Source organism: Crossiella sp. NPDC003009 (assembly GCF_053591555.1).
In genome coordinates, this window is the sequence record NZ_JBSFUA010000016.1 from 38730 (window position 1) to 62933 (window position 24204).

General features: G+C 71.8%; 26 protein-coding genes. 17 read left to right on the forward strand and 9 right to left on the reverse strand.

The features are described from left to right. Positions 1-40 precede the first annotated feature (40 nt). From ACWDY5_RS19125 to ACWDY5_RS19145, 5 genes are read left to right on the forward strand one after another with little or no spacing between them, the layout of a single operon-like run. A complete protein-coding gene (locus ACWDY5_RS19125) occupies positions 41-706 on the forward strand; it encodes a glycosyltransferase family 2 protein (RefSeq protein WP_449723518.1) in 666 nt (221 codons plus the stop codon). Beyond that, on the forward strand, positions 703-1395 hold the full coding sequence (locus ACWDY5_RS19130) for a TIGR04282 family arsenosugar biosynthesis glycosyltransferase (RefSeq protein WP_449723519.1): 693 nt from the start codon (positions 703-705) through the stop codon (positions 1393-1395). Before ACWDY5_RS19125 ends, ACWDY5_RS19130 begins: the two co-directional genes overlap by 4 nt. Further along, positions 1392-2006, forward strand: a complete 615-nt coding sequence (locus ACWDY5_RS19135) for a methyltransferase domain-containing protein (RefSeq protein WP_449723520.1) — start codon at positions 1392-1394, stop codon at positions 2004-2006. The genes ACWDY5_RS19130 and ACWDY5_RS19135 overlap by 4 nt, the downstream gene beginning before the upstream one ends. Next, complete coding sequence (locus ACWDY5_RS19140) at positions 1999-3102, forward strand: molybdopterin-dependent oxidoreductase (protein ID WP_449723521.1); 1104 nt, start codon at positions 1999-2001, stop codon at positions 3100-3102. Before ACWDY5_RS19135 ends, ACWDY5_RS19140 begins: the two co-directional genes overlap by 8 nt. Further along, positions 3099-3521 (forward strand): hypothetical protein, encoded by a 423-nt coding sequence (locus ACWDY5_RS19145; RefSeq protein WP_449723522.1) that lies wholly within the window; start codon positions 3099-3101, stop codon positions 3519-3521. Before ACWDY5_RS19140 ends, ACWDY5_RS19145 begins: the two co-directional genes overlap by 4 nt. Here the strand turns inward: ACWDY5_RS19145 and ACWDY5_RS19150 are convergent. From ACWDY5_RS19150 to ACWDY5_RS19160, 3 genes are read right to left on the reverse strand one after another with little or no spacing between them, the layout of a single operon-like run. Continuing rightward, the gene (locus ACWDY5_RS19150) at positions 3496-4113 is read right to left on the reverse strand and encodes a DsbA family protein (protein ID WP_449723523.1); all 618 of its coding nucleotides are present in this window, start codon (positions 4111-4113) and stop codon (positions 3496-3498) included. The two genes, ACWDY5_RS19145 and ACWDY5_RS19150, sit on opposite strands and share 26 nt — an antisense overlap. A 36-nt stretch (positions 4114-4149) precedes the next feature. Next, positions 4150-4638 (reverse strand): MarR family winged helix-turn-helix transcriptional regulator, encoded by a 489-nt coding sequence (locus ACWDY5_RS19155; RefSeq protein ID WP_449723524.1) that lies wholly within the window; start codon positions 4636-4638, stop codon positions 4150-4152. Next, positions 4638-5987 carry a hypothetical protein gene (locus ACWDY5_RS19160; protein ID WP_449723525.1) on the reverse strand — a complete coding sequence of 450 codons (1350 nt, stop codon included), beginning with the start codon at positions 5985-5987 and terminating at the stop codon, positions 4638-4640. The genes ACWDY5_RS19155 and ACWDY5_RS19160 overlap by 1 nt, the downstream gene beginning before the upstream one ends. Before the next feature lie 39 nt (positions 5988-6026). On the opposite strand from ACWDY5_RS19160, the gene ACWDY5_RS19165 reads away from it, so the two are divergent. Then, on the forward strand, positions 6027-6797 hold the full coding sequence (locus tag ACWDY5_RS19165; RefSeq protein ID WP_449723526.1) for an APH(3'') family aminoglycoside O-phosphotransferase: 771 nt from the start codon (positions 6027-6029) through the stop codon (positions 6795-6797). An 83-nt stretch (positions 6798-6880) separates the two neighbouring features. Further along, on the forward strand, positions 6881-7753 hold the full coding sequence (locus ACWDY5_RS19170) for a S8 family peptidase (protein ID WP_449723527.1): 873 nt from the start codon (positions 6881-6883) through the stop codon (positions 7751-7753). Positions 7754-7775: 22 nt separating this feature from the next. On the opposite strand, the gene ACWDY5_RS19175 is transcribed toward ACWDY5_RS19170, so the two are convergent. Further along, the gene (locus ACWDY5_RS19175; RefSeq protein WP_449723528.1) at positions 7776-9074 is read right to left on the reverse strand and encodes an alpha/beta fold hydrolase; all 1299 of its coding nucleotides are present in this window, start codon (positions 9072-9074) and stop codon (positions 7776-7778) included. Between the two features lie 294 nt (positions 9075-9368). Between ACWDY5_RS19175 and ACWDY5_RS19180 the strand changes: the two genes are divergently transcribed. The 5 genes from ACWDY5_RS19180 to ACWDY5_RS19200 are packed head-to-tail and all read left to right on the forward strand — an operon-like array spanning position 9369 to position 15432. Beyond that, positions 9369-10211, forward strand: coding sequence for a nitrilase-related carbon-nitrogen hydrolase (locus tag ACWDY5_RS19180; protein ID WP_283659991.1), 843 nt, complete (start codon positions 9369-9371; stop codon positions 10209-10211). Position 10212: 1 nt separating this feature from the next. After that, the gene (locus ACWDY5_RS19185) at positions 10213-11511 is read left to right on the forward strand and encodes an aspartate aminotransferase family protein (RefSeq protein ID WP_449723529.1); all 1299 of its coding nucleotides are present in this window, start codon (positions 10213-10215) and stop codon (positions 11509-11511) included. Continuing rightward, on the forward strand, positions 11508-12914 hold the full coding sequence (hydA, locus tag ACWDY5_RS19190; protein WP_449723530.1) for a dihydropyrimidinase: 1407 nt from the start codon (positions 11508-11510) through the stop codon (positions 12912-12914). Before ACWDY5_RS19185 ends, hydA begins: the two co-directional genes overlap by 4 nt. Before the next feature lie 8 nt (positions 12915-12922). Continuing rightward, a complete protein-coding gene (locus tag ACWDY5_RS19195) occupies positions 12923-14416 on the forward strand; it encodes a CoA-acylating methylmalonate-semialdehyde dehydrogenase (protein WP_449723531.1) in 1494 nt (497 codons plus the stop codon). A gap of 14 nt (positions 14417-14430) precedes the next feature. Then, positions 14431-15432: a TIGR03842 family LLM class F420-dependent oxidoreductase gene (locus ACWDY5_RS19200; RefSeq protein WP_449723532.1), complete on the forward strand. Its 1002-nt coding sequence runs from the start codon at positions 14431-14433 to the stop codon at positions 15430-15432. An 18-nt stretch (positions 15433-15450) separates the two neighbouring features. Here the strand turns inward: ACWDY5_RS19200 and ACWDY5_RS19205 are convergent, their stop codons facing one another. Continuing rightward, on the reverse strand, positions 15451-16179 hold the full coding sequence (locus ACWDY5_RS19205; RefSeq protein ID WP_449723533.1) for a helix-turn-helix domain-containing protein: 729 nt from the start codon (positions 16177-16179) through the stop codon (positions 15451-15453). Positions 16180-16419: 240 nt separating this feature from the next. Here ACWDY5_RS19205 and ACWDY5_RS19210 point away from each other — a divergent pair, with 240 nt between their 5' ends. Then, positions 16420-17646, forward strand: a complete 1227-nt coding sequence (locus tag ACWDY5_RS19210; protein WP_449723534.1) for a serine hydrolase domain-containing protein — start codon at positions 16420-16422, stop codon at positions 17644-17646. A gap of 15 nt (positions 17647-17661) precedes the next feature. Here ACWDY5_RS19210 and ACWDY5_RS19215 read toward each other — a convergent pair whose 3' ends face one another. Further along, positions 17662-17934, reverse strand: a complete 273-nt coding sequence (locus ACWDY5_RS19215) for an antibiotic biosynthesis monooxygenase (protein ID WP_449723535.1) — start codon at positions 17932-17934, stop codon at positions 17662-17664. A gap of 85 nt (positions 17935-18019) precedes the next feature. On the opposite strand from ACWDY5_RS19215, the gene ACWDY5_RS19220 reads away from it, so the two are divergent. Next, on the forward strand, positions 18020-18364 hold the full coding sequence (locus tag ACWDY5_RS19220; protein WP_449723536.1) for a cupin: 345 nt from the start codon (positions 18020-18022) through the stop codon (positions 18362-18364). A gap of 374 nt (positions 18365-18738) precedes the next feature. Here the strand turns inward: ACWDY5_RS19220 and ACWDY5_RS19225 are convergent, their stop codons facing one another. After that, positions 18739-19341 (reverse strand): TetR/AcrR family transcriptional regulator, encoded by a 603-nt coding sequence (locus ACWDY5_RS19225; protein ID WP_449723537.1) that lies wholly within the window; start codon positions 19339-19341, stop codon positions 18739-18741. A gap of 53 nt (positions 19342-19394) precedes the next feature. Here ACWDY5_RS19225 and ACWDY5_RS19230 point away from each other — a divergent pair, with 53 nt between their 5' ends. Continuing rightward, the gene (locus ACWDY5_RS19230; RefSeq protein ID WP_449723538.1) at positions 19395-20723 is read left to right on the forward strand and encodes a M14 family zinc carboxypeptidase; all 1329 of its coding nucleotides are present in this window, start codon (positions 19395-19397) and stop codon (positions 20721-20723) included. Here the strand turns inward: ACWDY5_RS19230 and ACWDY5_RS19235 are convergent. After that, on the reverse strand, positions 20713-21519 hold the full coding sequence (locus ACWDY5_RS19235; RefSeq protein WP_449723539.1) for a class I SAM-dependent methyltransferase: 807 nt from the start codon (positions 21517-21519) through the stop codon (positions 20713-20715). The two genes, ACWDY5_RS19230 and ACWDY5_RS19235, sit on opposite strands and share 11 nt — an antisense overlap. Next, entirely contained in the window at positions 21516-22424 is a 909-nt protein-coding gene (locus ACWDY5_RS19240) for a TetR/AcrR family transcriptional regulator C-terminal domain-containing protein (RefSeq protein ID WP_449723540.1), read from the reverse strand. Before ACWDY5_RS19240 ends, ACWDY5_RS19235 begins: the two co-directional genes overlap by 4 nt. A 94-nt stretch (positions 22425-22518) precedes the next feature. Between ACWDY5_RS19240 and ACWDY5_RS19245 the strand changes: the two genes are divergently transcribed. Beyond that, positions 22519-23073: a GNAT family N-acetyltransferase gene (locus ACWDY5_RS19245; RefSeq protein ID WP_449723541.1), complete on the forward strand. Its 555-nt coding sequence runs from the start codon at positions 22519-22521 to the stop codon at positions 23071-23073. Between the two features lies 1 nt (position 23074). Further along, a complete protein-coding gene (locus ACWDY5_RS19250; RefSeq protein WP_449723542.1) occupies positions 23075-24202 on the forward strand; it encodes a C45 family autoproteolytic acyltransferase/hydolase in 1128 nt (375 codons plus the stop codon). Positions 24203-24204: the final 2 nt, after the last annotated feature.

Genomic DNA, 24204 nt, shown 5'->3' on the forward strand with positions numbered 1-24204 from the left:
CGGTTCCCGGCCGCGCTGCACGGTTCTAACGTCCGGTGTCATGACCCGAGCTCCCGCCGCGGTGGACGTGGTGCTGCCCTGTCTCAACGAGGCCGCCGCCCTGCCGGCCGTGCTCAGCCAGTTCCCACCTGGATACCACGCGATCGTGGTGGACAACGGCTCCACCGACGGCACCGCCGCGGTGGCCGCCGCCCTCGGCGCGACCGTGCTGCACGAACCCCGCCGCGGCTACGGGGCCGCCGTGCACACCGGCATCGAGCACGCGGCCGCCGACATCGTCTGCGTGCTCGACGCCGACGGCTCCATGTCACCAACCCTGCTCCCGGCGCTGGTCGCCCCGGTGGCCACCGGCCGGGCCCGGCTCGCGGTGGGCCGCCGGATCCCGGCCGGCCGGGGCGTGTGGCCCTGGCACGCCCGCGCGGGCAACGCGGTACTGGCCTGGCTGCTGCGCCGACGCGGCCTCCAGGTCCACGACATCGGGCCGATCCGCGCGTTCCACCGCGAGGACCTGCTGGCCCTCGGGATCACTGACCGCGGCTTCGGCTATCCCCTGGAGCTGTTGATCCGCGCCGCGGAGGCGGGTTGGCCGGTGTCCGAAGTGGACATCGACTACCTGCCCCGCGCCGCGGGCACCAAGTCCAAGGTCAGTGGTTCGGTGCGCGGCACCCTGCGGGCAGCCAGGGACATGGCGGGGGTGCTGCGATGACCCCGACGATCCTGGTGGTGGCCAAGGCCCCCGTCCCCGGCCAGGCCAAGACCCGCCTCACTCCACCGGCCACCCCGGTGCAGGCCGCCACCATCGCCGCCGCGAGCCTGCACGCCACCCTGGCCGCGGCGCACGCCACCCCGGGCACGCGGGTGGCGGTGGCGCTGACCGGCGACCTGGACCGCTCGGTCGACCCGGCCGGACTGCGCCGGATCCTGGGCGGCTGCACGGTCTTCGCCCAGCGCGGCGAGACCTTCGGCGAGCGACTGGCCAACGCGCACCGCGAGGTTGGCGGGCCGGTGCTGCAGGTCGGGATGGACACCCCGCAGGTCTCCCCCGCGCTGTTCGCGGAGTGCCTGCGGCAGCTTGCGGAGCCGGGGGTGGACGCGGTGCTCGGTCCGGCGGCGGACGGCGGGTGGTGGGCGCTCGGGTTGCGGCGGGCGGCGGACGCGGTGGTGCTGGGCGGGGTGCCGATGTCGCGGTCGGACACCGGGGCGCGGACGCTGGCGGCGTTGCGGGAACGCGGGCTGGTGGTGCGGCCGGTCCCGGAACTGTCCGATGTGGACACCATGGTGGACGCGGTCGCGGTGGCCTGCGGCATGCCCGGGTCGCGGTTCGCGCGGGCGGTGGCCGCGGCGACGAGCAGACCCGTTGGGCAGACGACGCTCCGGGCCGAGGTGTCCCGGTGAGCGGCGAGTTCGACGCCGCTCTGCTCGGCGCCACCGGCACCCTCCACCTCCCCGACGGCCGCCGCCTCAGCCTGCCCATCGACCGCTGGTCCGCCGCGCCCAGCCCCGCCGACGAACAGCTCCTGCGCCGCTGCACCGGCCCCGTGCTCGACCTCGGCTGCGGCCCCGGGCGTCTGGTCGCCGCGCTGAGCCATCGTGGTGTGGTCGCCCTCGGCGTGGACAGCTCGCCCGTCGCGGTCCGGCTCACCGCGGCCCGTGGCGGTGTGGCGCTGTGCCGGGACGTCTTCGGCCGGCTGCCCGCCGAGGGTCGCTGGCAGCAGGTCCTGTTGGCGGACGGCAACATCGGCATCGGTGGCGACCCGGTGGTGCTGCTGCGCCGGGTGCACCGGCTGCTCTCCCCGGGCGGACTGGCCCTGACCGAGGTCGACCCGCCGGGCGCCGGGCTGCGGCGGGAACGGGTCCGGCTGACCGGGTCAGCCTTCGACTGGGCCTGGGTCGGGGCGGACGCGGTCGGGCTGCTGGCCGTGGTCAGCGGGTTCCGGGTGCGGGAGCTCATCGAGCACGGCGGGCGCTGGTTCGCGGTGCTGCGCAAGGAGGTGACCTATGCCTGAGTTCCGTGCTGCCGCGCACGATGCCAGGGTGACCAGCCGGATCGGGCTGTGGCTGGGCATCGCGTTCGGGCTGTGCTTTGTGACCGGGTTGCTGAGCCACGGGATCCAGCACCCGCCTGCCTGGTTCAGCTGGCCGACCCGGCCGGTGAACCTGTTCCGGATCAACCAGGGCGTGCACGTGATCAGCGGTATCGTCTCGATCCCGTTGCTGGCGGCCAAACTCTGGACGGTCTACCCCAAGCTGTTCGCCAAGCCCGCGATCCGCTCGCTGCCGCACGCGCTGGAGCGGGTGTCCGTCCTGGCCCTGCTCGCCGCCGCGTTCTTCCAGCTGGCCACCGGGCTGTTCAACGTGGCGCAGAACTACCCGTGGCGGTTCTACTTCGTCACCGCGCACTACGCGGTGGCCTGGATCGCGGCCGGCGCGCTGCTGCTGCACATCGCGGTGAAACTGCCCATTATCCGCGAGTCGCTGAGCACATCCGTTGGCCTGCAACAGGAACCCGCGGCCAGCCTGTCCCGGCGGGCGTTCCTGCGCACCACCGGCCTGGCCGCGGGCGCGGCGGCGCTGGCCACCGCCGGGGCCACTGTTCCTGGCCTGCAAGGGGTTTCCTTCCTCGGCTGGCGGTCCACCCGTGGCCCGCAAGGACTTCCGGTCAACCGGACCGCCACCGCCGCCGGGGTCGGCCGGATCGCCGATTCCTGGCGGCTGGAGGTCACCGGCCCAGGCGGCTCACGCAGGCTCAGCCTGGCCGAGCTGACCGCGCTGCCGCAGACCACCGCGGAGCTCCCGATCGCCTGCGTGGAGGGCTGGAGCCAGTCCGCGACCTGGACCGGTGTGCGGATCGCCGACCTGATCGGCAGCGTCGGCGCCGGACCGCGGGCGACGGTGCGGGTGGAGTCACTGGAGCAGGGTGGCGCGTACCGGGTCAGCGAGCTGCCCGCCGCGCACGCGCACGATCCGTTGACACTGCTGGCGTTGCGGCTCAACGGCGAGGAGCTGGACCTAGACCACGGCTTTCCGTGCCGGATCATCGCGCCGAGCCGGCCAGGGGTGTTGCAGACCAAGTGGGTCGGCCGACTGGTGGTGACCGGATGAGGTGGGCGCTGGGCGCGGCAGGCGCGGGACTGCTCGGCTGGGGCGGGTTCCTGTTGCTGCCCTTGCTGCTGGACTCCGTCGAGAACGCCGTCTCGCTGGGTGGCTGGCTGATTGGCGGGCCGGTGCTGCACGACGCGGTGGTCGCCCCGGTGGTCGGCCTGGTGGGCCTGGTGATCAGTCAGCGCGCCGGCCGGGCCTGGCGCACGCCGGTGGTGACCGGGCTGGTGGTCTCGGCGGTGCTGACCGCGCTGGCCGTGCCGTGGCTGTGGCGGAGCTTCGCCCCGTACGTCAACCCCGGCCTGCACGACCGGAATGTGCTGCTGGGACTGGTGATCGCGCTGGCCGTGGTGTGGCTGGCGGTGCTGGCCGCCGGGCTGGTCAACCGGCGGCGGCTCAGCGCAGCGCCGCCAGCCGACTGATGACCTCCTCGGTGCTGGCGTGCCCCACCGCCAGGGTCGCGGCCCGCTCGCCGTCCACCGCGAGCAGCGTCGGAAAACCTTGCACGCCCAACTCCTGCGCGCAGCGGAAGTCCGCCTCGGCTTCGGCCGCCGCGTTGGGTGAGGCGAACGCGGCCACCAGCAGGTCCGGCGCCAGCCCGGCCCGCTCGGCCAGACCGCGGTAGGTGGCGGGCTCGGACAGGCTCTCGCCGTGCTGGTAGAAGGCGTCCTGGAGCCGGGCGACCAGCTCGACCGCCCGCTCCGGCGCCAGCGCGCGCAGCGCGGCGACCCCGCGCGCGGCCGCCTCGGAGTCCATCACGAACTCCCCCGCCTCCAGCAGTCGCTCGAACCCCGCGCCGAAGGTGACCCCGGTGACCTCGGTGAGCCGCGCGTTGGCCTCCCGGATGAACCCGAACTCGCCGATCGGCCGCCGCCGAGCCCCGGTGAACAGCCCGCCGGAGACCACCTCCACCGGCAGCTCGGGATGTTCGGCGGTCACCTCCGCCATGGTCCGGGCGAACCCGTAGGACCACCCGCAGTAGGCATCCAGCACGTATACCAGCCGCACAGTCACCCGATCAGGTTAGCTGACGCGTCAGATGTTTGGTTTTCAACCCAGCGGCGGCAGCGCGTCCCTGGCCGCGAGGCTGATCAGCCGCAACTGCGCCTTGAACAACTCCCGCTGCTCCGGTGGCAGCACGTCCAGGAACAGCCGCTGCACGTTGCGCGCGTGCTTGCGCGCCGCTGCCACCGCGGTCCGCTCCCCCAGCTCGGTCAGCCGCACCAGCTGCACCCGCCGGTCCCCCGGCTCGGCCACCCGTGCCACCAGCCCTGCCCGCACCATCCGGTCCACCAGCCGGGTCGCGCCCCCGGTGGTGAGCACCTGTTCCTCGGCGATCCGCCGCATCGGCAGCCCCGGCACCCCGGCCCGCCCCAGGATCAGCAGCACCTCGAACATGACGTGGCTGATGCCAAACTCCGCCTCGATCTCCCGCCCCAGGATGTGCTCCAGCCGGTTCGCCGCCCCCAGCAACCGCCCGAACGCCACCACCCGCTCATCCGCGGCGGCCTGCGCCGCGCTGGTGATCTCCGGCTCCACTACAACCCCGCCCGGTCCAGCAGCGCCCGCATGGCCCCCACCGGCAGCACCGGGTTCGCCGCGGCCGCCTCCGCCACCTCAACCTCGCTGTCACTGAGCAAGTTGTCCAACTCCGCCAACGGAATCCGCGGGTGCCGGGCCGCCGCCACCCGCACGTACTCCACAGGATCACGGGCCAGCCGCACCAGGCACTCCTCCGGTAGGTCGTCGCGAGCCGCGGCCAGCGCACGCCGATGCGGCTGCGCGGCAGCGGCCAGCCGGGGCAGCGCCTCGGCCGGGAAGTTCGGATGCCGCACGAGCAACGGCTCCTCGCGCCGCTCACCGTGCTCGATGACCAGCCCGGCAAGCACCTCGCCTGGGCAGTCCGGCCGGCGCGCGACGATCCGCCGCACCTCGAGATCCGGGTGCTCGTCCAAGCGCCGCACCACCTCCGGCGGCAGCTCCGGCGAGGACGCCGCCGCCCGCCGGAAGCACGGGATCGACGAGTCCAGGTACCCGATCCGGTCTTCGAGGGGCAGGTCCGCGAGCCAGGCCGGCCGGTCGTGCTCCAGGTTGTCCAGCGCGAACCGCACCTCGTCGTGCTCCGCCCGCTGCGCGGCCACCAGCTCCCGGTACAACCGCTCGCGATGGTCCACGGCCAGGTCCCGGCGGAGCAGCACCTTGGCCCGCACCCACGGGCTCGGGTCCACGGCCAGCTGATCCCGCGCCGCCCGCGGCAGCTCCGGGTTGACCGCCAGCTCAGCCCGCAGGTCCTCGTCCCCGGCCAGGCAGTCCCGCACCGCCGCCGGCGTCAACGGCGCGTAGGCCGCCACCCGCTGCCGAGTGGCCGCATCGGCCAGCAACCGGGGCAGCAGGTCCGCGGGCACGGGCGGATGCGCCTCGCCCGCGGCCAGCGCACGGACCGCCGCATCCGGATCGACGAGCAACTCCCGCCGCAGCTCCTCGGGCATCTCTGCCCAGGACCGGGCCACCGCCGCCCGCAACACCGGATCCTGGTGCCGGGCCAGGGTGACCAGCCCGCCGTAGCAGTCGAGATCCGCCGGCGTGACCCAGTCACCGTTCCGGATGTCGTGCTCGATGCTCTCCCGCCGCGCCTCGCGGATCCGGGGATCCGGGTGGGTGGCGATGCGCTGCCGCGTGGTCTCGGACTGGAACCGGGAGTCCAGGGCGAAGGCGATGTCCGGGTCGCCGTGCGCGAGCAGCCACTCCACCACCGGGTCGGGCAGCTCCCGCCGCCAGGCCAGACGGCCCGCGACCGAGGGCTCGGCGGCGAGCCGGAACAGCACGTCCGGTGGCGCGGCGGGGTTCTCCGCCAGCCCGGTCAGCGCGCCGCGCAGCGCATCGTCCATCGCTCGACTCCCTCCGCCCCGCCAAGTCAACCAGCTACCATGATCACCGTGTGGGCGTCCATCACCAGTGGCGAGTCCGGTGCGGTGGTCAAGCGCAGTCCTGATGGCCGGCGTTATGCCAAACATGTCGCCGCCGGGCAACAGGATTCGCTGGCACAGGAACGGGATCGGGTCGACTGGCTCAGCGGCACCGGCATCCCCGGTCCCCGGGTGCTGGACTGGACCAGCGACGACAACGGGGCTTGCCTGGTCACCAGCGCGGTGCCCGGCGTGCCCGCGGACCGCCTCTCGCCCGAGGACCTGTGGCGGGCCTGGCCGGCCATCACCGAGGCGGTGCGCGCCCTGCACGACCTGCCCGCGGCGGACTGCCCGTTCAGCCGCGAGCTGACCCGGATGTTCGCCCTCGCCCAGGACGTGGTGGCGCGGGAGGCGGTCAACCCCGACTTCCTGCCGGTCGAACAGCAGGACACACCACCGATCGCACTGCTCGCGCGGATCGCCGAGCAGGTCGGGCAGCGGCTGGGGCAGGAAGCCGCGGACACCGTGGTCTGCCACGGCGACCTGTGCCTGCCCAACATCATCCTCAACCCGGACACACTCACCGTCGCCGGGTTCATCGACCTGGGCCGCCTCGGCCGGGCCGACCGCTACGCCGACCTCTCCCTGCTGCTGGCCAACTCCCGCGAGACCTGGACCGACGAGTCCCAGGCCGGTGCCGCCGACGAGGCCTTCGCCGCGCGCTACGGCATCGACCTGGACACCCCGCGCCAGCGCTTCTACCTCCACCTCGACCCGCTCACCTGGGGATAGCTGTTCACAACAACCTCGCGAAGTGAAACCCCGGCGACTTACGTCGGTACCCGCCCGCGCGTCCACAACGCACAGTCGGGCGCATGACCACCCTGCACCGACGCACCCTCCCCCTGCTGGCCGCCGTCCTGACCGGCGCGCTCGCTTTCACCCCCGCCGCCTCCGCCGCCCCGCTCGACTGGGGCCTGGACCGCATCGACCAGCGGGCGCTGCCGCTCGACGGCGGCTACACCGCGCCCGGCACCGGCGCGGGGGTCAACATCTACGTGCTGGACACCGGGATCCGCACCACGCACGAGGCCTTCGGTGGCCGGGCGCGCACGGTGTACGACCCGGAGGGCGTCGGCGGGGACTGCGCCTCGCATGGCACCGGGGTCGCCTCGATCGCCGCGCGGACCGCGACCAAGGCCAACATCCTGTCGCTGCGGGCGTTGTGCGGGCGGGTGGACGTGATCGAGGCGGTCCGCTGGGTGGCCAGGAACGCGGTCAAGCCCGCGGTGCTGAACCTGAGCCTGGGCAGCCCGAAGTCGCCGGCCATGGACGCAGCGGTGCAGCAGGTCCTCGACGCCGGGGTGCCGGTGGTGGTCTCCGCGGGCAACGCGCCCACCGACGCCTGCCAGAACTCCCCGGCCAGGGTGCCGGGCGCGCTCACCGTCGGCTCGGTGACCCGCACCGACCAGGTGTGGCAGCACTCGGCGATCGGGTCCTGCGTCGACGTGTTCGCCCCCGGCGCGGCGATCCCGGTGGCCGACAGCAAGTCCGACACCGCGACCGCGGTGCACGACGGCACCTCCGAGGCCGCGCCGTTCGTGGCCGGCGCGGTCGCGGTCTACCTGGGCGCGCACCCGAAGGCCACCGTCGCCGAGGTGAACAAGCACCTCGTCGACGGGGCCACCAAGGGCAAGATCACCGGGCTGAAACCGGGGACCGCCAACCGTTTGCTGTTCGTGGGCTGACCGGGGCTGGGTGACCGGCGGGTCAGAGCTCGCCGCGGGCCATCTTGATCAGCCGGTCCAGCACCGAGGCCGACCGGCCCGCGCCGTCGTGCTCGTACTCGTTGGTCACCCACACCTTGGTGCCGCGCACCGCCTTCGCGGTCGCCAGGGAGTACTCCGCGTCCACGTACATGTCGTCGAAGTAGACCGCCGCGGCCACCGGCACCTCGTTGCGCGCCAGCACCTCCGGGTCGTACAGCGGACCCCAGTCGGCGCGGGCGGCCAGGATCTCGGCCGTCTCCTTCACCGGGGTCAGCGCCGGGTCCTCGTCGAACTGCCACGGGTAGATCATCTCGCCGGTGAACAGCACCGGGCCGTCGCCCTCCAGGTCGAACTCGGGGAACTCCGCGCGCACCCGCTGCGCCGACCAGTCCGAGGCGCTGCCCTGGTTGTAGATCGCCTCGTGCACCAGCGCGTACAGCGGCGCACTGGCGAAGGACAGCCGGGCCCCGGCCTGGGCCAGGAAGTAGTCGGAGAGCTGCGGCCCGCCGACACCGTCCACAAAGGACGCTTCGAGCAAGTAGTGCAGCGAGTCGAACTCGCGCTGGGTGCCGAAGCCCATGCCCAGGGTCTGGAACCGGTGCGCGGTCAACCGTTCCCCGGTGGGCAGCCGGACGTCGTGCCCGAGCAGGTGCTCGACCACCTTGCGGGCGATCTCCTGATCGCCGGGGTAGCGGGCGAAGAACTGCTCGTTCTTGGCCCGCACCCTCGGGTACAGCGCCCGGTACACCTCGTCCGCGGTGGCGCTCAGCGGGGCCAGCCCGCCGGTGATCAGCGACTCGCGCAGGGAGCCGGGGAACAGCGACAGGTAGGTCAGTGAGCAGAACCCGCCGAAGCTCTGCCCGTAGATGCTCCACTTCTCCTCACCGATCAGCGCCTGCCGGACCAGCTCGGCGTCCCGCACGATCGAGTCCGCCCGGAAGTGCCCGAGGTAGGCGGCCTGCGCCTTGGCATCCCCGCGCAGTGGCAGCGTCTGCCGGTTCACCCGGCTGCTCAGCCCAGTGCCACGCTGGTCCAGCAGCAGCACCCGGTAGTCCTGCAGCGCCCGGCCCAGCCACGGGCTGGGCGCGGTCGGCCGCTCGCAGGGGTGGCCTGGGCCGCCCTGCAACATCATCAGCCAGGGCAGCTCGTCCTTCTCCCGGCCGGTGGCGACCACCTCGCGGGCGAACACGCTCAGGTGCTCCCCTTGCGGATCAGCATGATCAACCGGTACGTCAAAGGTGTAGGCGGTGGTCACCAGGCCGGGCAGCCGGTCGGTGCGCAGGCGGTTCGCAGTCGTCACGCCTGAACGGTAGGTCGTGTCCGGTGGGTCGCGCACGCGATCGCCGGGCCCAGCCCGTCCCTGGCGACACCACCGGAACGACCAAGTACGCCCAGTACGAGGCCGTTTCGGTGGCGCCGCCAGGAACGACCTGGACTCCGGCGCTCGCGCACACGACCCACCGGACACGACCTAACCGCACGGCGCCCGGGTGAATTTATGTTCGGTAACAATCAGCCTATTGCACCAGAGTGATGGGCTTCATAGGTTGCCGGGGTCGACCCCGACGCCCAGACCGGAAGCGAGGGGAAAGCTGTGGTCAACGTGGTTCGAGCCGCGATCTGCCAGCTGAAGTGGACCGGCGACACCGACTCGATGATCGAGGCGCACGAGCGCGCGGCGCGCACCGCGGCCGCCCAGGGCGCCAAGGTCATGGGCTTCCAAGAGGTGTTCAACGCCCCGTACTTCTGCCAGGTGCAGGAAGCCGAGCACTACAAGTGGGCCGAGCCGGTGCCCGACGGTCCGACGGTCAAGCGCATGCAGGCGCTGGCCAAGGAGACCGGCATGGTGCTGGTGGTGCCGGTCTACGAGGTCGAGCAGTCCGGCTTCTACTACAACACCGCCGCGGTCATCGACGCCGACGGCAGCTACCTCGGCAAGTACCGCAAACACCACATTCCGCAGGTCAAGGGCTTCTGGGAGAAGTACTACTTCCGGCCCGGCAACCTCGGCTGGCCGGTCTTCGACACCGCGGTCGGCCGGATCGGCGTCTACATCTGCTACGACCGGCACTTCCCCGAGGGCTGGCGCGCGCTCGGCCTGGCCGGGGCGCAGCTGGTGTTCAACCCCTCCGCGACCAGCCGCGGCCTGTCGGCCTACCTGTGGCAGCTGGAACAACCCGCCGCCGCGGTGGCGAATGAGTACTTCGTGGCCGCGATCAACCGGGTCGGCGTGGAGGAGTACGGGGACAACGACTTCTACGGCACCAGCTACTTCGTCGACCCGCGCGGCCAGATGGTCGGCGAGGTGGCCAGCAGCACCGAGGAGGAGCTGGTCGTCCGCGACCTGGACTTCGACCTCATCGACGAGGTCCGCCAGCAGTGGGCCTTCTACCGGGACCGCCGCCCGGACGCCTACGGAACGCTGACGGAGGGCTGACATGGGAGCGCACGCGGAGCTGTACGCCCGCCGCCAGGCGGTGCTGCCCAGCTGGCTGTCCGCCTACTACGCCGAGCCGATCGAGCTGGACCGCGGCGAGGGCAGGCACGTCTACGACAGCGAGGGCAACCGCTACCTGGACTTCTTCGGCGGCATCCTGACCACGATGACCGCGCACGCCCTGCCCGAGGTGACCAAGGCGGTCACCGAGCAGGCCGGGAAGATCCTGCACACCTCCACGGTGTACCTGAGCAGGCCGATGGTGGAGCTGGCCGAGCAGGTCGCGGCGGTCTCCGGCATCCCGGACGCGCGGGTGTTCTTCACCGCCAGCGGCACCGAGGCCAACGACGCGGCCCTGCTGCTGGCCACCGGCGTGCGGCGCTCCAACCAGGTCCTGGCGATGCGCAACAGCTACCACGGGCGCTCCTTCTCCGCGGTGTCCATCACCGGCAACTCCGGCTGGTCCACCACCAGCCTGTCGCCGTTCCAAGTGTCCTATGTGCACGGTGGCAACCGGTTCCGCGGACCGTTCCGGGAGTTCTCCGACGTCGACTACATCCGGTCCTGTGTGGACGATCTGCGCGATGTGCTCGACCAGGGCGACAAGAACGCGGCCGCGCTGATCGCCGAGCCGATCCAGGGCGTGGGCGGGTTCAGTGTGCCGCCGGACGGACTTTATGGTGCGTTCAAGGAGGTCCTGGACGAGCACGGCATCCTGTGGATCGCCGATGAGGTGCAGACCGGCTGGGGCCGCACCGGCGAGCACTTCTGGGGCTGGCAGGCGCACGGCGCGACCCCGGACATCGTCACCTTCGCCAAGGGCCTGGGCAACGGCATGTCCATCGGCGGCGTGATCGCCCGCGCGGAGATCATGAACACCCTCAAGGCGAACTCGCTGTCCACCTTCGGCGGCAGCCCGATCACCATGGCCGCCGGACTGGCCAACCTGCGCTACGCGCTGGACAACGACCTCCAGGCCAACGCGCGCGAGGTCGGCGGCTGGCTCAAGCAGGAGCTGTTGTCCGCCAAGGGTTCGCTGCCCGCGGTCGGCGACGTGCGCGGCAAGGGCCTCATGCTCGGCGTCGAGCTGGTCAGGCCCGGCACCCTCGAGCCGGACCCGGCCGCGGCCACCACGGCCCTGGAGGTGGCACGGGAAGGCGGGCTGCTGATCGGCAAGGGCGGCCTGCACAACAACGTGCTGCGCATCGCCCCGCCGCTCTCGCTGACCAGGTCCGAGGCCGAGGAAGGCCTGCGGGTGCTCAAGCACGCGCTGACCGTGGCCGGGGAGGGATCGGCATGAGCCGCACCGTGATCCGCAACGGACTGGTGGTCACCGCCGCGGACGAGCTGCTCGCCGACGTGCTCATCGAGGGCGAGAAGGTGGCCGCGCTGGCCGCGCCGGAGTCGGGGCTGGCCGAGTCCTGGTCCACCGGCGCGGACACCGTGCTGGACGCCACCGGCCGCTACGTGCTGCCCGGCGGCGTGGACTGCCACACCCACATGGAGCTGCCCTTCGGCGGCACCTTCGCCTCCGACACCTTCGAGACCGGCACCCGCGCCGCGGCCTGGGGCGGCACCACCACCATCGTCGACTTCGCGGTGCAGACCCCCGGCATGTCGCTGCGCGAGGGCCTGGACGCCTGGCAGGCCAAGGCCGACGGCCAGTGCGCCATCGACTACGGCTTCCACATGATCATGGGCGAGGTCACCGCGCACACGCTCAAGGAGATGGACCAGCTCGTCGGCGAGGGCATCTCCAGCTTCAAGCTGTTCATGGCCTACCCCGGCGTGTTCTACAGCGACGACGGGCAGATCCTCCGTGCCATGCAACGGGCCTCGGACAACGGCGGCCTGATCATGATGCACGCGGAGAACGGCATCGCCATCGACGTGCTCATCGAACAGGCGTTGCAGCGCGGGGAGACCGACCCGCGCTTCCACGGCCAGGTCCGGCACGCCCTGCTGGAGGCCGAAGCCACCCACCGCGCCATCCAGCTGGCCAGGGTGGCCGGCGCGCCGGTCTACATCGTGCACCTGTCCGCGGCCGAGGCGCTGGCCGAGGTGGCCAGGGCGCGGGACAACGGGGTCAACGCCTTCGCCGAGACCTGCCCGCAGTACCTGTATCTGTCCACAGAGGACCTGGCGCGGCCGGGCTTCGAGGGCTCGAAGTACGTCTGCTCCACCCCGCTGCGGCCGGAGCAGCACCAGGCCGAGCTGTGGAAGGGCTTGCGCACCAACGACCTTTCCGTGGTCTCCACCGACCACTGCCCGTTCTGCTTCAAGGGTCAGAAGGAGCTCGGCCTCGGCGACTTCTCCAAGATTCCCAACGGCCTGCCCGGCGTGGAGCACCGGATGGACCTGCTGCACCAGGGCGTGGTGGACGGGCACATCAGCCGCAAGCGCTGGATCGAGCTGGCCTGCGCCACCCCGGCCCGGATGTTCGGCCTGTACCCGCGCAAGGGCACCATCGCCCCCGGCGCGGACGCCGACGTGGTGATCTACGACCCCAAGGCCAAGCAGACCCTCTCCGCCGAGACGCACCACATGAACGTCGACTACTCCTGCTACGAGGGCAAGACCATCACCGGCAAGGTGGACGTGGTGCTCTCCAGGGGCAAGGTGGTCATCTCGGAGAACCGGTACCTGGGCAGCAAGGGCCACGGCAGTTTCCTCAAGCGCGACACGTGTCAGTACCTGGTGTGAGGACTCCGATGCGCACGATCAACCACTGGATCGGCGGCAAGACCGTCGAGAGCACCTCCGGCCGCTTCGGCGTGGTCACCAACCCGGCCACCGGCGAGCAGACCGGCAGGGTCGCGCTCGCCGATGTGTCCGAAGTGGACAGTGCAGTGGCCGCGGCCAAGGACGCGCTGGCCTCCTGGCGGAACTCCTCCCTGGCCACCCGCACCCGGATCCTGTTCGCCTACCGGGAACTGCTGCTGCGCCACCGCGAGGAGATCGCCGCGCTGCTCACCGCCGAGCACGGCAAGGTGACCTCGGACGCGGCGGGCGAGGTCTCCCGGGGCCTGGAGGTGGTCGAGTTCGCCTGCGGCATCCCGCAGCTGCTCAAGGGCGGCCTGTCCATCGGCGCCTCCACCGGCGTGGACGTGCACTCCATCCGGCAGCCGGTCGGCGTGGTCGCCGGCATCACCCCGTTCAACTTCCCGGCCATGGTGCCGCTGTGGATGTTCCCGCTGGCCATCGCCTGCGGCAACACCTTCGTGCTCAAGCCGAGCGAGAAGGACCCCTCCGCGGCGCTGCGGGTGGCCGAGCTGATGGCCGAGGCCGGGCTGCCCGAGGGCGTGCTCAACGTGGTGCACGGCGACGCCACCGCGGTCAACCGCCTGCTGGAGCACCCGGACGTGGCCGCGGTCAGCTTCGTCGGCTCCACCCCGGTGGCCAAGCACATCTACCGGACCGGCACCGGCAACGGGAAACGCGTGCAAGCCCTTGGCGGGGCGAAGAACCACATGGTGGTGCTGCCCGACGCCGACCTGGACCTGGCCGCCGACGCGGCCGTCTCCGCCGCCTACGGCTCGGCAGGCGAACGTTGTATGGCGGTCTCCGTGCTGGTCGCGGTCGGCGGCATCGGCGACGACCTGGTCCGCCGCATCCAGGACCGGATCGCCCGGCTCACCATCGGCCCGGGCACCGACGCCGGTTCCGACATGGGTCCGCTGATCACCCGCGAGCACCGCGACCGGGTGGCCAGCTACGTCGAAGCCGGCGCGGCGGCAGGCGCCACGGTCGTCGCGGACGGCCGCGGGCTGTCGGTTCCGGGGCACGACAACGGTTTCTGGCTCGGCGTCAGCCTGGTCGACCACGTCACCCCGGCGATGAGCGTGTACCGGGACGAGATCTTCGGCCCGGTGCTCTCCGTGGTCCGCGCACCGTCCTATGAGGACGCTCTGGGTCTGGTCAACGACAACCAGTGGGGCAACGGGGTGGCCATCTTCACCAGGGACGGCGGGGTGGCCAGGAAGTTCCAGCTGGAGGTCGAGGCCGGGATGGTCGGGGTCAACGTGCCCATCCCGGTGCCGGTGCCGTACTACCCGTTCGGAGGATGGAAGGCCTCGCTGTTCGGCGACAATCACGCCTATGGTGAGGACGGGGTGCACTTCTACACCAGGGGAAAGGTGGTCACCACCCGCTGGCCCGACCCGGCGACCAGCAGTGTCGACCTGGGGTTTCCACAGAACCGCTGAGTTGAGGGGACATCATGGACTTCGGACTGGTGCTGCAGACCGATCCACCGGCCTCGGCCGTGGTCGAGCTGATGAAACGGGCCGAGCGGGCGGGTTTCGCCTACGGCTGGACCTTCGACTCCTGCGTGCTGTGGCAGGAACCGTTCGTCATCTACAGCCAGATCCTGGCGCAGACCGAGCGCCTGGTGGTCGGCCCCATGGTGACCAACCCCGGCACCCGCGACTGGTCGGTGACCGCCTCGCTGTTCGCCACCCTCAACGACATGTTCGGCAACCGCACGGTCTGCGGCATCGGCCGCGGCGACTCCGCCATGCGCGTCATCGGCAACAAGCCGAACACGCTGGCCCGCCTCGGCGAGTCCATCAAGGTCATCCGCGACCTGGCCGAGGGCCGCGCCACCACCATCGGCGAGCAGGAGGTGCGCATCCCCTGGGTGCGCGAGGGCAAGCTGCCGGTCTGGATGGCCGCCTACGGGCCCAAGGCCCTCGCCCTCACCGGCCAGGTCGCCGACGGGTTCATCCTCCAGCTGGCCGACCCGTTCCTCACCGAGTGGATGGTCAAGGCCGTCCGGGACGCCGCCGAGCAGGCCGGGCGGGACCCCGACTCGCTCACCATGTGCGTGGCCGCCCCGGCCTACGTCACCGACGACCTGGCGCACGGCCGGGACCAGTGCCGCTGGTTCGGCGGCATGGTCGGCAACCACGTGGCCGACTTGGTGGCCCGCTACGGCAGCGATTCCAGCATCGTGCCGCAGGCGCTGACCGACTACATCAAGGGCAGGCAGGGCTACGACTACAGCCACCACGGCCGCGCGGGCAACCCGGACACCGAGTTCGTGCCGGATGAGATCGTGGACCGCTTCTGCCTGATCGGCCCGCCGGAGAAGCACGTCGAACGCCTGGAACACCTGAAGTCCCTTGGCGTGCACCAGTTCGCGGTCTACAACATGCACGACGCCAGGGAAGCCACCATCGACACCTACGGCGAGAAGGTCATCCCGGCCCTGCGCGGCTGATCCGGCACACCCCAGAGCTCATCGCGGCCGCCCGGACTCCCGGGCGGCCTTGCGCTGCTCCCACTGTTCCTTGACCTTCCGCAGGGCCTCGCTCACCAGGCTGAGGTACTCGGCGGAGGACTCGAAGCGGGCGCCGGCCGGGGTGTCCGCACCCAGGATCTCCACCGCGCGCAACGAGGCAGCCGTCAGCGACTCGTTCATCTCCATCGCCGCGTCGGTGGACCGGGTCCAGAGCTCCTCGTCGATGACATAGCGCTCGCGGCGCACACCGGTGGCCCGTTCCCGCCGCAACAACCCTTGCTGCTCAAGGAAAGTCACCGCGTGCGAGACCGAGGCCGCGCTGATCCGCAGGCGCTGCACCAGGTCCGCGGCGGTGAGGGTGCCAGAGTCGGTGAGCAGCAGACAGGCCAGCACCCTGGCCATCATCCGGGGAATCCCCTGCTGGATCAGCAAATCGGTGTAGGACTCGGCCAGCTCCTGGACCGCCTGGGGATCGCGGCCGTGGCCGCTGTCCGGGATGGACGGCGGCAGTGCGGGCGCCTGCTTGCGGCGGCGCGCCCGGTGCCGGGTCGCCTCCTCCGCCCGGTCCGCCCCGTAGTTCTCCGGCCCGCCGTTGCGGGTGACCTCCCGCATGATCGTCGAGGCCGGTCGCCCCAGGCTCCGGCCGATCTCCGCGTAGCCGAGCCCTTCGGCCAGCGCCTCGGCGATGTGCTGCCGGTCCTCGGTGGTGAGTCTGCCTCCGGGCATGGGTGCGCCTCTCCTGTCTCCCTGGTCGCCGCAAGTATGCATTCACCCGCAGTCCATTGCAATGCAGACCCGGATCGCCATTGCGTTCAGTCGCACAATCATTGCAATGGCTCCCGCTTTTTCCTCTCTATCAAGGCTTTCGGCCTAGCTCTGTTCGTTGACGGATTAGTGAACGCAATGTACGTTCATCATCGTTCGGGAAGTTCCGAACGCTCAGGAAGATACCCAAGGGAGTCAGTGATGAGTGAGAACAACCGCGGCTTCTCCGCGACCGGGCTGCGCCGGATCCGCGAGGTGCTGACCCGGCACGTCGACTCCGGCAAGATCCCCGGCCTGGTCGCCCTGGTCAGCCGCGGCGGGGAGGCACACGTCGAGGCGATCGGCACCATGCGCCACGACGGCGGCGCGCCGATGCGCCGGGACACCATCTTCCGGATGGCCTCGACCTCCAAGCCGCTGGGCGCCGCCGCGGCGATGGTCCTGCTCGACGAGTGCCGGCTGCGGCTGGCGGACCCGGTCGAGCAGTGGCTGCCCGAGCTCGCCGACCGCCGGGTGCTCAAGCAGATCGACAGCCCGCTGGAGGACACCGTGCCCGCGGCGCGGTCAATCACCGTGCGGGACGTGCTGACCTGCACCTTCGGCCTGCCCATGGACCTGACCCAGGCACACCTGCCGATCCAGGCCAAGATCCAGGAGCTGGGACTCACCGGCCACGGCGAGCCGGTTCCCGGGCCGGATGAGTGGCTGCGCCGCCTCGGCACGCTGCCGCTGATGTACCAGCCGGGCGAGCGGTGGGGCTACCACATCGGCTCCGACCTGCTCGGCGTGCTCGTCGCGCGGGTCACCGGCAAGTCCTACGAGGCGTTCCTGCGCGAGCGCGTGCTCGACCCGCTGGGCATGACCGACACCGGATTCCACGTGCCCGCAAGCAAAATCGACCGCCTGCCGCCCAGCTACGCCCCGCACCCGGAGACCGGCGAGTTCCTGATCTGGGACGAGGCGGCCACCGGCAGGCACAGCCAGCCCCCGGCGTTCCAGTCCGGCGGCGGCGGGATGGTCTCCACGGTCGACGACTACCACGCCTATTTCCGGATGCTGCTCAACCACGGACAGCACCGGGGCGAGCGGATCCTGTCCAAGACCGCCGTCGAGCTGATGACCACCAACCGCCTCACGCCCGAGCAGAAGGCGGCCAGGGACGCACTGGCCAGGCGCACCCAGCAGATGTCCTTCGGCCTCGGGCTGCACGGCGGCTGGGGCTTCGGCATGACGGTGCGCGTGGACCGGTCCGACTACCAGCCCCTCGGCCAGTTCGGCTGGGACGGCGGCGCCGGCACCTCGACCTACGCCGACCCGGCCAACCAGCTCGTCGGCATCCTGCTCACCCAGGTCGGCATGTCCACCGCGGACTCGCCCCGGCTCATCCACGACTTCTGGACCACGGTGTACCAGGCCGTCAACGATTGAGGCCGGAGCGCGCGGTCAGTTGTCGCACTTGACGATCAGCTCAGGATGCGACGGCGCGCTCCGGAGCCCGAGTTCCCTGGCGATCGACGGGATCTCGGGGTCGGTGAGGAACCGCTGGTAGTCCTCGGGATCCCAGTCGAAGATCGACCAGACGCGGCTGGGGTCACTGGGATCGCGGAACACCCGGGCCCCCCGGCACCCGTGCTCCCGCCTCTTGGCCGCACCCCTTGTCTGGAAGGTGTGCAGGAACTGGTCGAAGTCGGCTACAGCGGCAACGGTGACGATCATGTTCTTCCTCCGGCACGGTTGGTCGGCCTGTGTCAGGTGTAGGTTGCTGGCTCCAGCGCACCTGAGGTCAAGGGGGAGGAAACCCGTGAGCACCACGACGCCAGCGGTCCGCCGCTTCACCCCGGGGGGCGAGGGCGGGCCGGTCCGGTTCGGGGACCACCGGATCGTCATGACGCCCGCGGTCGAGGCCGCCGAGGGTGGGCCGCTGAGCACCTACTCGGCGTTCTTCGGAGCCGGGGAGAGCGCTGAATTGCCTGCCCCGTACGACGAGGTCTGGGTGGTGGTCCGGGGCAAGATCGTGGTCGGCGAGCCGGGGCGCACGGTCAGCGCGGTGGCCGGGGACCACCTGCACGTGCCCAGGGACAGTCCGGGCACGGTCGAGGCGATCGAGGACACCGAGCTGGTCTGCGTCTCGGTGCCCGCGCACTGACCTCGGGACCGGCCCGACCAGCCGCAGCCGCAGCCGCCGCTCGGCTCGGCCAAGACCACAGCCGGGCGCGGCACAGCCGGTGCCACCGCCGCCCGGCCCGCATTCCCCTCCGCTCGCCGCCAACACCGCCGCCCAACCCCCGTTCGCCTCAACTCGCTGCCAGCGCCACCGGTGGCATCGCCACCCAACCCCCGTTCCCTCGGCTGGCATCCACCAGCGCCACCGCGCCAACCCTCGTTCCCTCCACTCGCCGCCACCGCCGCCAGCGCCACCGCCGCCAACCTCTGCGCCCTCAGCTCGCCGCCAGCGCCACCGCCACCCAACCCCGTTCCCTCAGCTCGCCGCCAGCGCCACCGCCGCCAAACCCCGTTCCCTCAGCTCGCTGCCAGCACCGCCAGCGCCAGCTCCACCCACCGCTGCGCCGTAGCCGCCCCCGGTTCCACCGCGCTCTGCACCGCCAGCCCGCGCACCAGCGCCGTCACCGCCACCGACGCCCGCTCCGCGCGCACCGCGCCCAGCCGCCGCCCTGCCAGCTCCCGCCCGCGCAGCAGCTCGGTCAGCGCGACCCGGCTGCCCGCGCCGAACTCCACCAGCGCCCGCTCCGGCTCGTCGCTGCCCAGCACCAGGGTCAGCGCCTCCACTTCCAGTCGCAAGGCCCGCCAGCCCTGCACGGTGGAGACGAAGTCGTGGTAGGCGCGCACGTACCTGGTCACCACCGCGGAGGCGTCCAGTTCCGGTTCGGCGGCCAGTGCCCGCGCCTCCCGCTCGACGCCGCTCGCCAGGTCGGCCAGCACCGCGTGCAGCAGGCCCTGTTTGGAGCCGAACAGCGAGTAGATGGCACCGATGGTGAGCCCGGCCTCGGTGGCGATGGACTGGATGCCGACCCGGTGATAACCGTCGGCCAGGAACAGGTGGCGGGCCGCGGTGATCAGGGCGTGGCTGTTGCGGAGCTTGGACTCCGCTCTTCTGCCGGACATGCTCGATAGGATAGCGTCACTATTGAATAGCGTTGCTATCAGATGGGGTGGTCATGTTCGAGGGGATTCGGGCGGTGCTGGCCGAGCAGCCGGAGGCGGACCGGTATCCGACGGTGGACGAGCAGCAGGCGGAGCTGGACGAGCTGGCCGGGCGGTATCCGGGACTGGTCACGGTGCGACGGGTGGGCACCTCGCGACAGGGCGAGCCGATCCGGATGGCCTCGATCGGGGACGGGACGGCGAACGCGCTGGTGCTGGGCGGGCCGCATCCGAACGAGCCGGTGGGCGGGCTGACCGTGCGCGAGCTGGGCCGGTTGCTGTGCGCGCGGCCGGAGCTGCGGGCCGGGCTGCGCTGGCACCTGGTGCCGTGCATCGACCCGGACGGGGCCCGGCTGAACGAGAGCTGGTTCGCCAGCCCCGGTGACCGGGAGGCCTACGGGCGCGGCTTCTACCGGCCGGACCTGGCCGAGCAGCCGGAGTGGACCTTCCCGCACCTGGCCCAGCACTGGTACTTCGATCGGATGCTGCCGGAGACGGTCGCCCTGTCCCGGCTGATCGACGAGCTGCGCCCGGTGGTGCAAGCCTCACTGCACAACGCCGAGTACGGCGGGCTGTTCCACTACACCACCGGCGCGAGCCCCGAGATGGTCGCCGCGCTGGCCGCCGTCGCCGAGTGGACCGGCCTGCCGGGGCAGCACGCGGTCTGGGAGATCCCGGCCGCCAACGAGCTGGCTCCCGGCGTGCTGCGCCTGCCGCCGGTGGCCGAGCTGACCGAGGGAGCGCCCGCCGGCGAGGGCACGTTCGGTGCGAGCAGCGCGGAGTACGCGGCCCGGCACGGCACGGTCACCGTGATCACCGAGGTGCCGATGTGGGCCGATCCGCGCGCCGCCGACACCAGCCCGTCCAGGCAGAACCTCGCCGAGACCCTGACCGCCTGCCTGGCCGCCCTCTCGGCCGGCACCGAGGCGGTCGAGTCGACGCTGACGGTGGCCGAACCCGCGTTGCGCCTGGACACCCCGTACCACCGGGGCCTGCGCGGCATGCTGGGCGCTGCCCACCGGATGCACGCGGGCTGGCAACGGATGGCGGCAGGCCCGGACGGGGCGCGCCCGGCGACCGTGGCCGAGGTCTGCTCCTTCCAGTCGCTGCCGCACACCATGGTGCCGCGCATGGCCGGCACCCTGCTCCGGCTGCTGGACGCCGAACGAGCCGCGGGCAACGTGCGCCCGCCGCTACGCGCGGCACGGGCCCGGGCGGAAGAGCTGTTCACCGGATGGCTGCGGGCGGCCGAGGAGCTGCCGGGCACACCGATCCCGTTGCGGCAGCAGGCCGCGGCGCAGCTGGGCGCGATCCTGGCCGCGGCTGCGGTGCTCAGAAACTGAACCGGTACTCCCGGAAGATGTTGCGGCAGAACGGGATCGCGTTCATGAACCGGTACAGCCGCCGGTAGGCCGGGGACGGGATCTTGGCGTACCGAGCGGTGAAGGCGACCTCTTCCAGGCAGCGCAGTCGCGGGTGCCAGCGCTCCACCTCGCTGGCCTCGCGCAGGCCCCAGGCGCCCAGCGGCGAGAGCTTGGCCAGCCAGCGCGCCCCGGCGTCGAAGTGCAGCTCGCCGGAACCGAAGTGCGTCACCAGGCGCTGGAGCAGCTGCCGCACCTCAGCCTCGCCCAGGTAGGGCAGCAGGCCCTCGGCGATGACCAGCGCCGGTCGGTCCGCCGGGATGCTGGCCAGCCAGGACGGATCGGTGGCTGAAGCGCCGATCAGGTGGTAGTGCGCGCGTTCCGGGTACAGCTTGCGGCGCAGCTCGATCACCTTGGGCTGGTCGAGGTCAAACCAGTCCACAGTGGATGGTGGTGACAGCCGGAGCGCGCGGCTGTCCAGGCCGCAGCCCAGGTGCAGCACCACGGCGTCGGGGCGGCGGCGCAGGAAGTCGGCGGCCCAGTCGTCGAACTGGGTGGCGCGCAAGGCGACCAGGTACTGGTTGGCCTCCGGGCGGACCCGCCGGTGCAGCTTGGCGAAGTCGTAGTCGATCCGCCGGATCGCCTCGGCGGCGTGCTGGTCGCCCAGGATCGGCCGCGGTGAGCCGCTTTCCCAGGCCCGCAGGTACAGCGTGCCGAGCAGGGTCCAGGTGACGTCGTCGTCGGCGACGCCGGTGAAGTCGAGCCGCTCCTCGCTCATGCGCCCAACCGTAGCCGGGCCGCCAAGCCGTCCAGGTGCCGGGCCAGGCCGTGCTCGAACAGCCCGTCCAGGTCCTCCACCACGGCAGAGTCCATTGTGGACAGGTTGGGGTAGCGGCCGGAGTTCAGGTGCGCCATGACCTCCTGCTCCTGTTCCCGCCACCACTCGCTGCTGGTCAGCCCGGTGTCCTTGGTCGCGGCCAGCTCGGCGGAGTGCGCGAGGGCCACGCCGCGGACGTAGGCGGGCAGGGTGATCGCCTCGCGCAGGCGCTCGGTCAGGCTCAGCTTGAGCCCGGCCAGCGCGGCCAGCGTCCACTCGGTGTGCGCCATGGCCTCCGGCACCAGCCGCGGCCGGGTGATCGAGACCAGCTCGGCCAGCCAAGGGTGCGCGCGGTAGAGCGCCCACTGGGTGCGGGAGACCACGGTCAGCCGCGCGCGCCAGCCGGGCGGCGGCGGCACCGGCAGCGGGCGGCTGGCGAAGACCCGGCGCATCATCAGGTACACCAGCTCATCCTTGCCCGCCAGGTGCCGGTACAGCGACATCGGACCCGTGCCCAGCTCGGTGGCCAGGCGGCGCATGGACACCGCGTCCAGGCCCTCGGCGTCGGCCAGCCGGATCGCCGCCGTGGTGATCCGGGCCCTGGTCAAGGTCGGCGCGACAGCGGAGGACCGCCGGGGCGCACCGGCGGGGGCGCGAACCACGGTGCCCGCGCCCGGATGGGTCTCGACAAGTCCTTGTTGCCGCAACAGGTCCAGCGCCTTGGCCGCGGTGGCCAGCGCGACCCCCCACTCGCGCATCACCGCGCGGGTGGACGGCACCCGGTCGCCTGGCCCCAGCTCACCTGCGGTGATCCGCGCGGCAATGGCGGCGGCAATGCGCCGGAACGGCGGTTCGACCTCGCTCACGAGCCCAAGTGTACTAGTACGGCTTGGTGGAGTTATCTCCCCTTTTCACCCGAATTCGTTGCCGTGCCGTGCGTGCTCTCGGCACAGTTTGGCCATGGCACCGATACAGCGTACGCACGACGCCGTCGAGATCCTGTGCGACGCCTTCCTGGAGGAGGCGCTGACGCGGTGGATGTTCCCCGCTCCGCCCGAGCAGCGGCGGGTCAGCGCGAGCAGGCTGTTCGAGCAGGCGGTGACGGAGTCGGCGAAGGCCGGAACCCTGGACGTCGCCGGCGCGGACGCGGCCGCGGTGTGGCTGCCGGTCCCCGCTGACGCGCGGATCGCCCCGCCGCCGGAGGTCGAACTGCCCGCCCGGCTGCGGATCCTGGTGGACCTGTTGGCCCAGCGGCATCCCCTCGAGCAACCGCACCTGTACCTGGCGTTCCTGGGGGTTACGCCAGGCAAGCAGGGACTCGGTCTCGGCGGGGAGCTGCTGGCCGAGGGCCTGCGCCGGGCCGAGGCCGAGGGGCTGCCCGCGTACCTGGAGGCCAGCTCGAGCCGGAACCTGCCGCTGTACGAGCGGCACGGCTTCCGGCGACTGGGGAACCCGATCGAACTGCCCGACGGCCCAACCGTGTGGCCGATGTGGCGCGACTGCAAGGAGAACTGACATGTCGAACACGATCATCGCCGGTGGCGGCGGCTCGGACTTCCTGACCCTGCGCCAGGTGAGCGCCGGTGGCGACCAGGCCGCGATCGGCGGCGCGCTGGCCGAGGCCGCGCGACAGACCTACGGCTGGCGGCCGGCCCCGGCGGACCGGCGCAAGGAACTGGCGCGGCGACGCTGGTTCCAGCTGAACTGGCCGCAGCACCACGAGCGGATGCGGGGCGCGGCAACGGCTCTCGGCCTGGACTTCGACGCGGCTGACTACTATGTGGACGGTCTGAGCCCGGTGCCCGGCGGCTCGGCCTGCTCGGCGACGCACGTGCCGCCGAACCAGACCGAGGAGGGTCGCGGGCTGCTCGCCCGCAACTACGACTTCTTCACCACCAGCCAGTCCGAGCTGTTCGCAATGATGACCGGCGCCCCGGTGCCGCCCTCGGCCGAGCCGCCGATGGCCTCCCGGCCGACCCTGGTGCACAGCAGGCCGGTCGACGGGCCGGCCACGCTGGTGCTGACCATGGACACCCTGGACGGTTGCATGGACGGCATCAACGAGCACGGCCTCGCGGTGGTGCTGCTGATCGCCGACGCGGAGAACGCCACCGCCCCGGTGGACGAGGGCCCGCAGGTCGGCGTGAACAGCGTGCAGCTGCCCCGGTTCCTGCTGGACACCTGCCGGACCGCCGAGGAGGCCCGCGCCGCGCTGCTGCACGCCAAGCAGTACGACATGGGCACTCCCCTGCACTACCTGGTCGCCGACGCCAGCGGGGACGCCTTCGTCTGGGAGCGCGGGCCGGGCGGGAACGAGCACATCACCGACGGCGACGGTGCGCTGTGCGTGACCAACCACCTGCTGCACCGGCACCCCGGCGCGGAGAACCTGCCCGAGGACAACGTGGAGACGCTGTTCACCTTCCAGCGCTACCAGCAGCTGGCCAAGAGCACCGGGACGACCATGTCCGCGGACTCGCTGCGCGCCGCGCTGGCCGACATCGGCTTCGACGCGAGCTCGCCCACCGACTACCCGGTGCGCACGCTGTGGCGCACGGTGTTCGACCTGGGCGCGGGCACCATGTCGGCGAAGTTCTACCTGGCCGACGGCCGCTACACCGAAGAGCTGGTCTTCTCGGTTTAGCA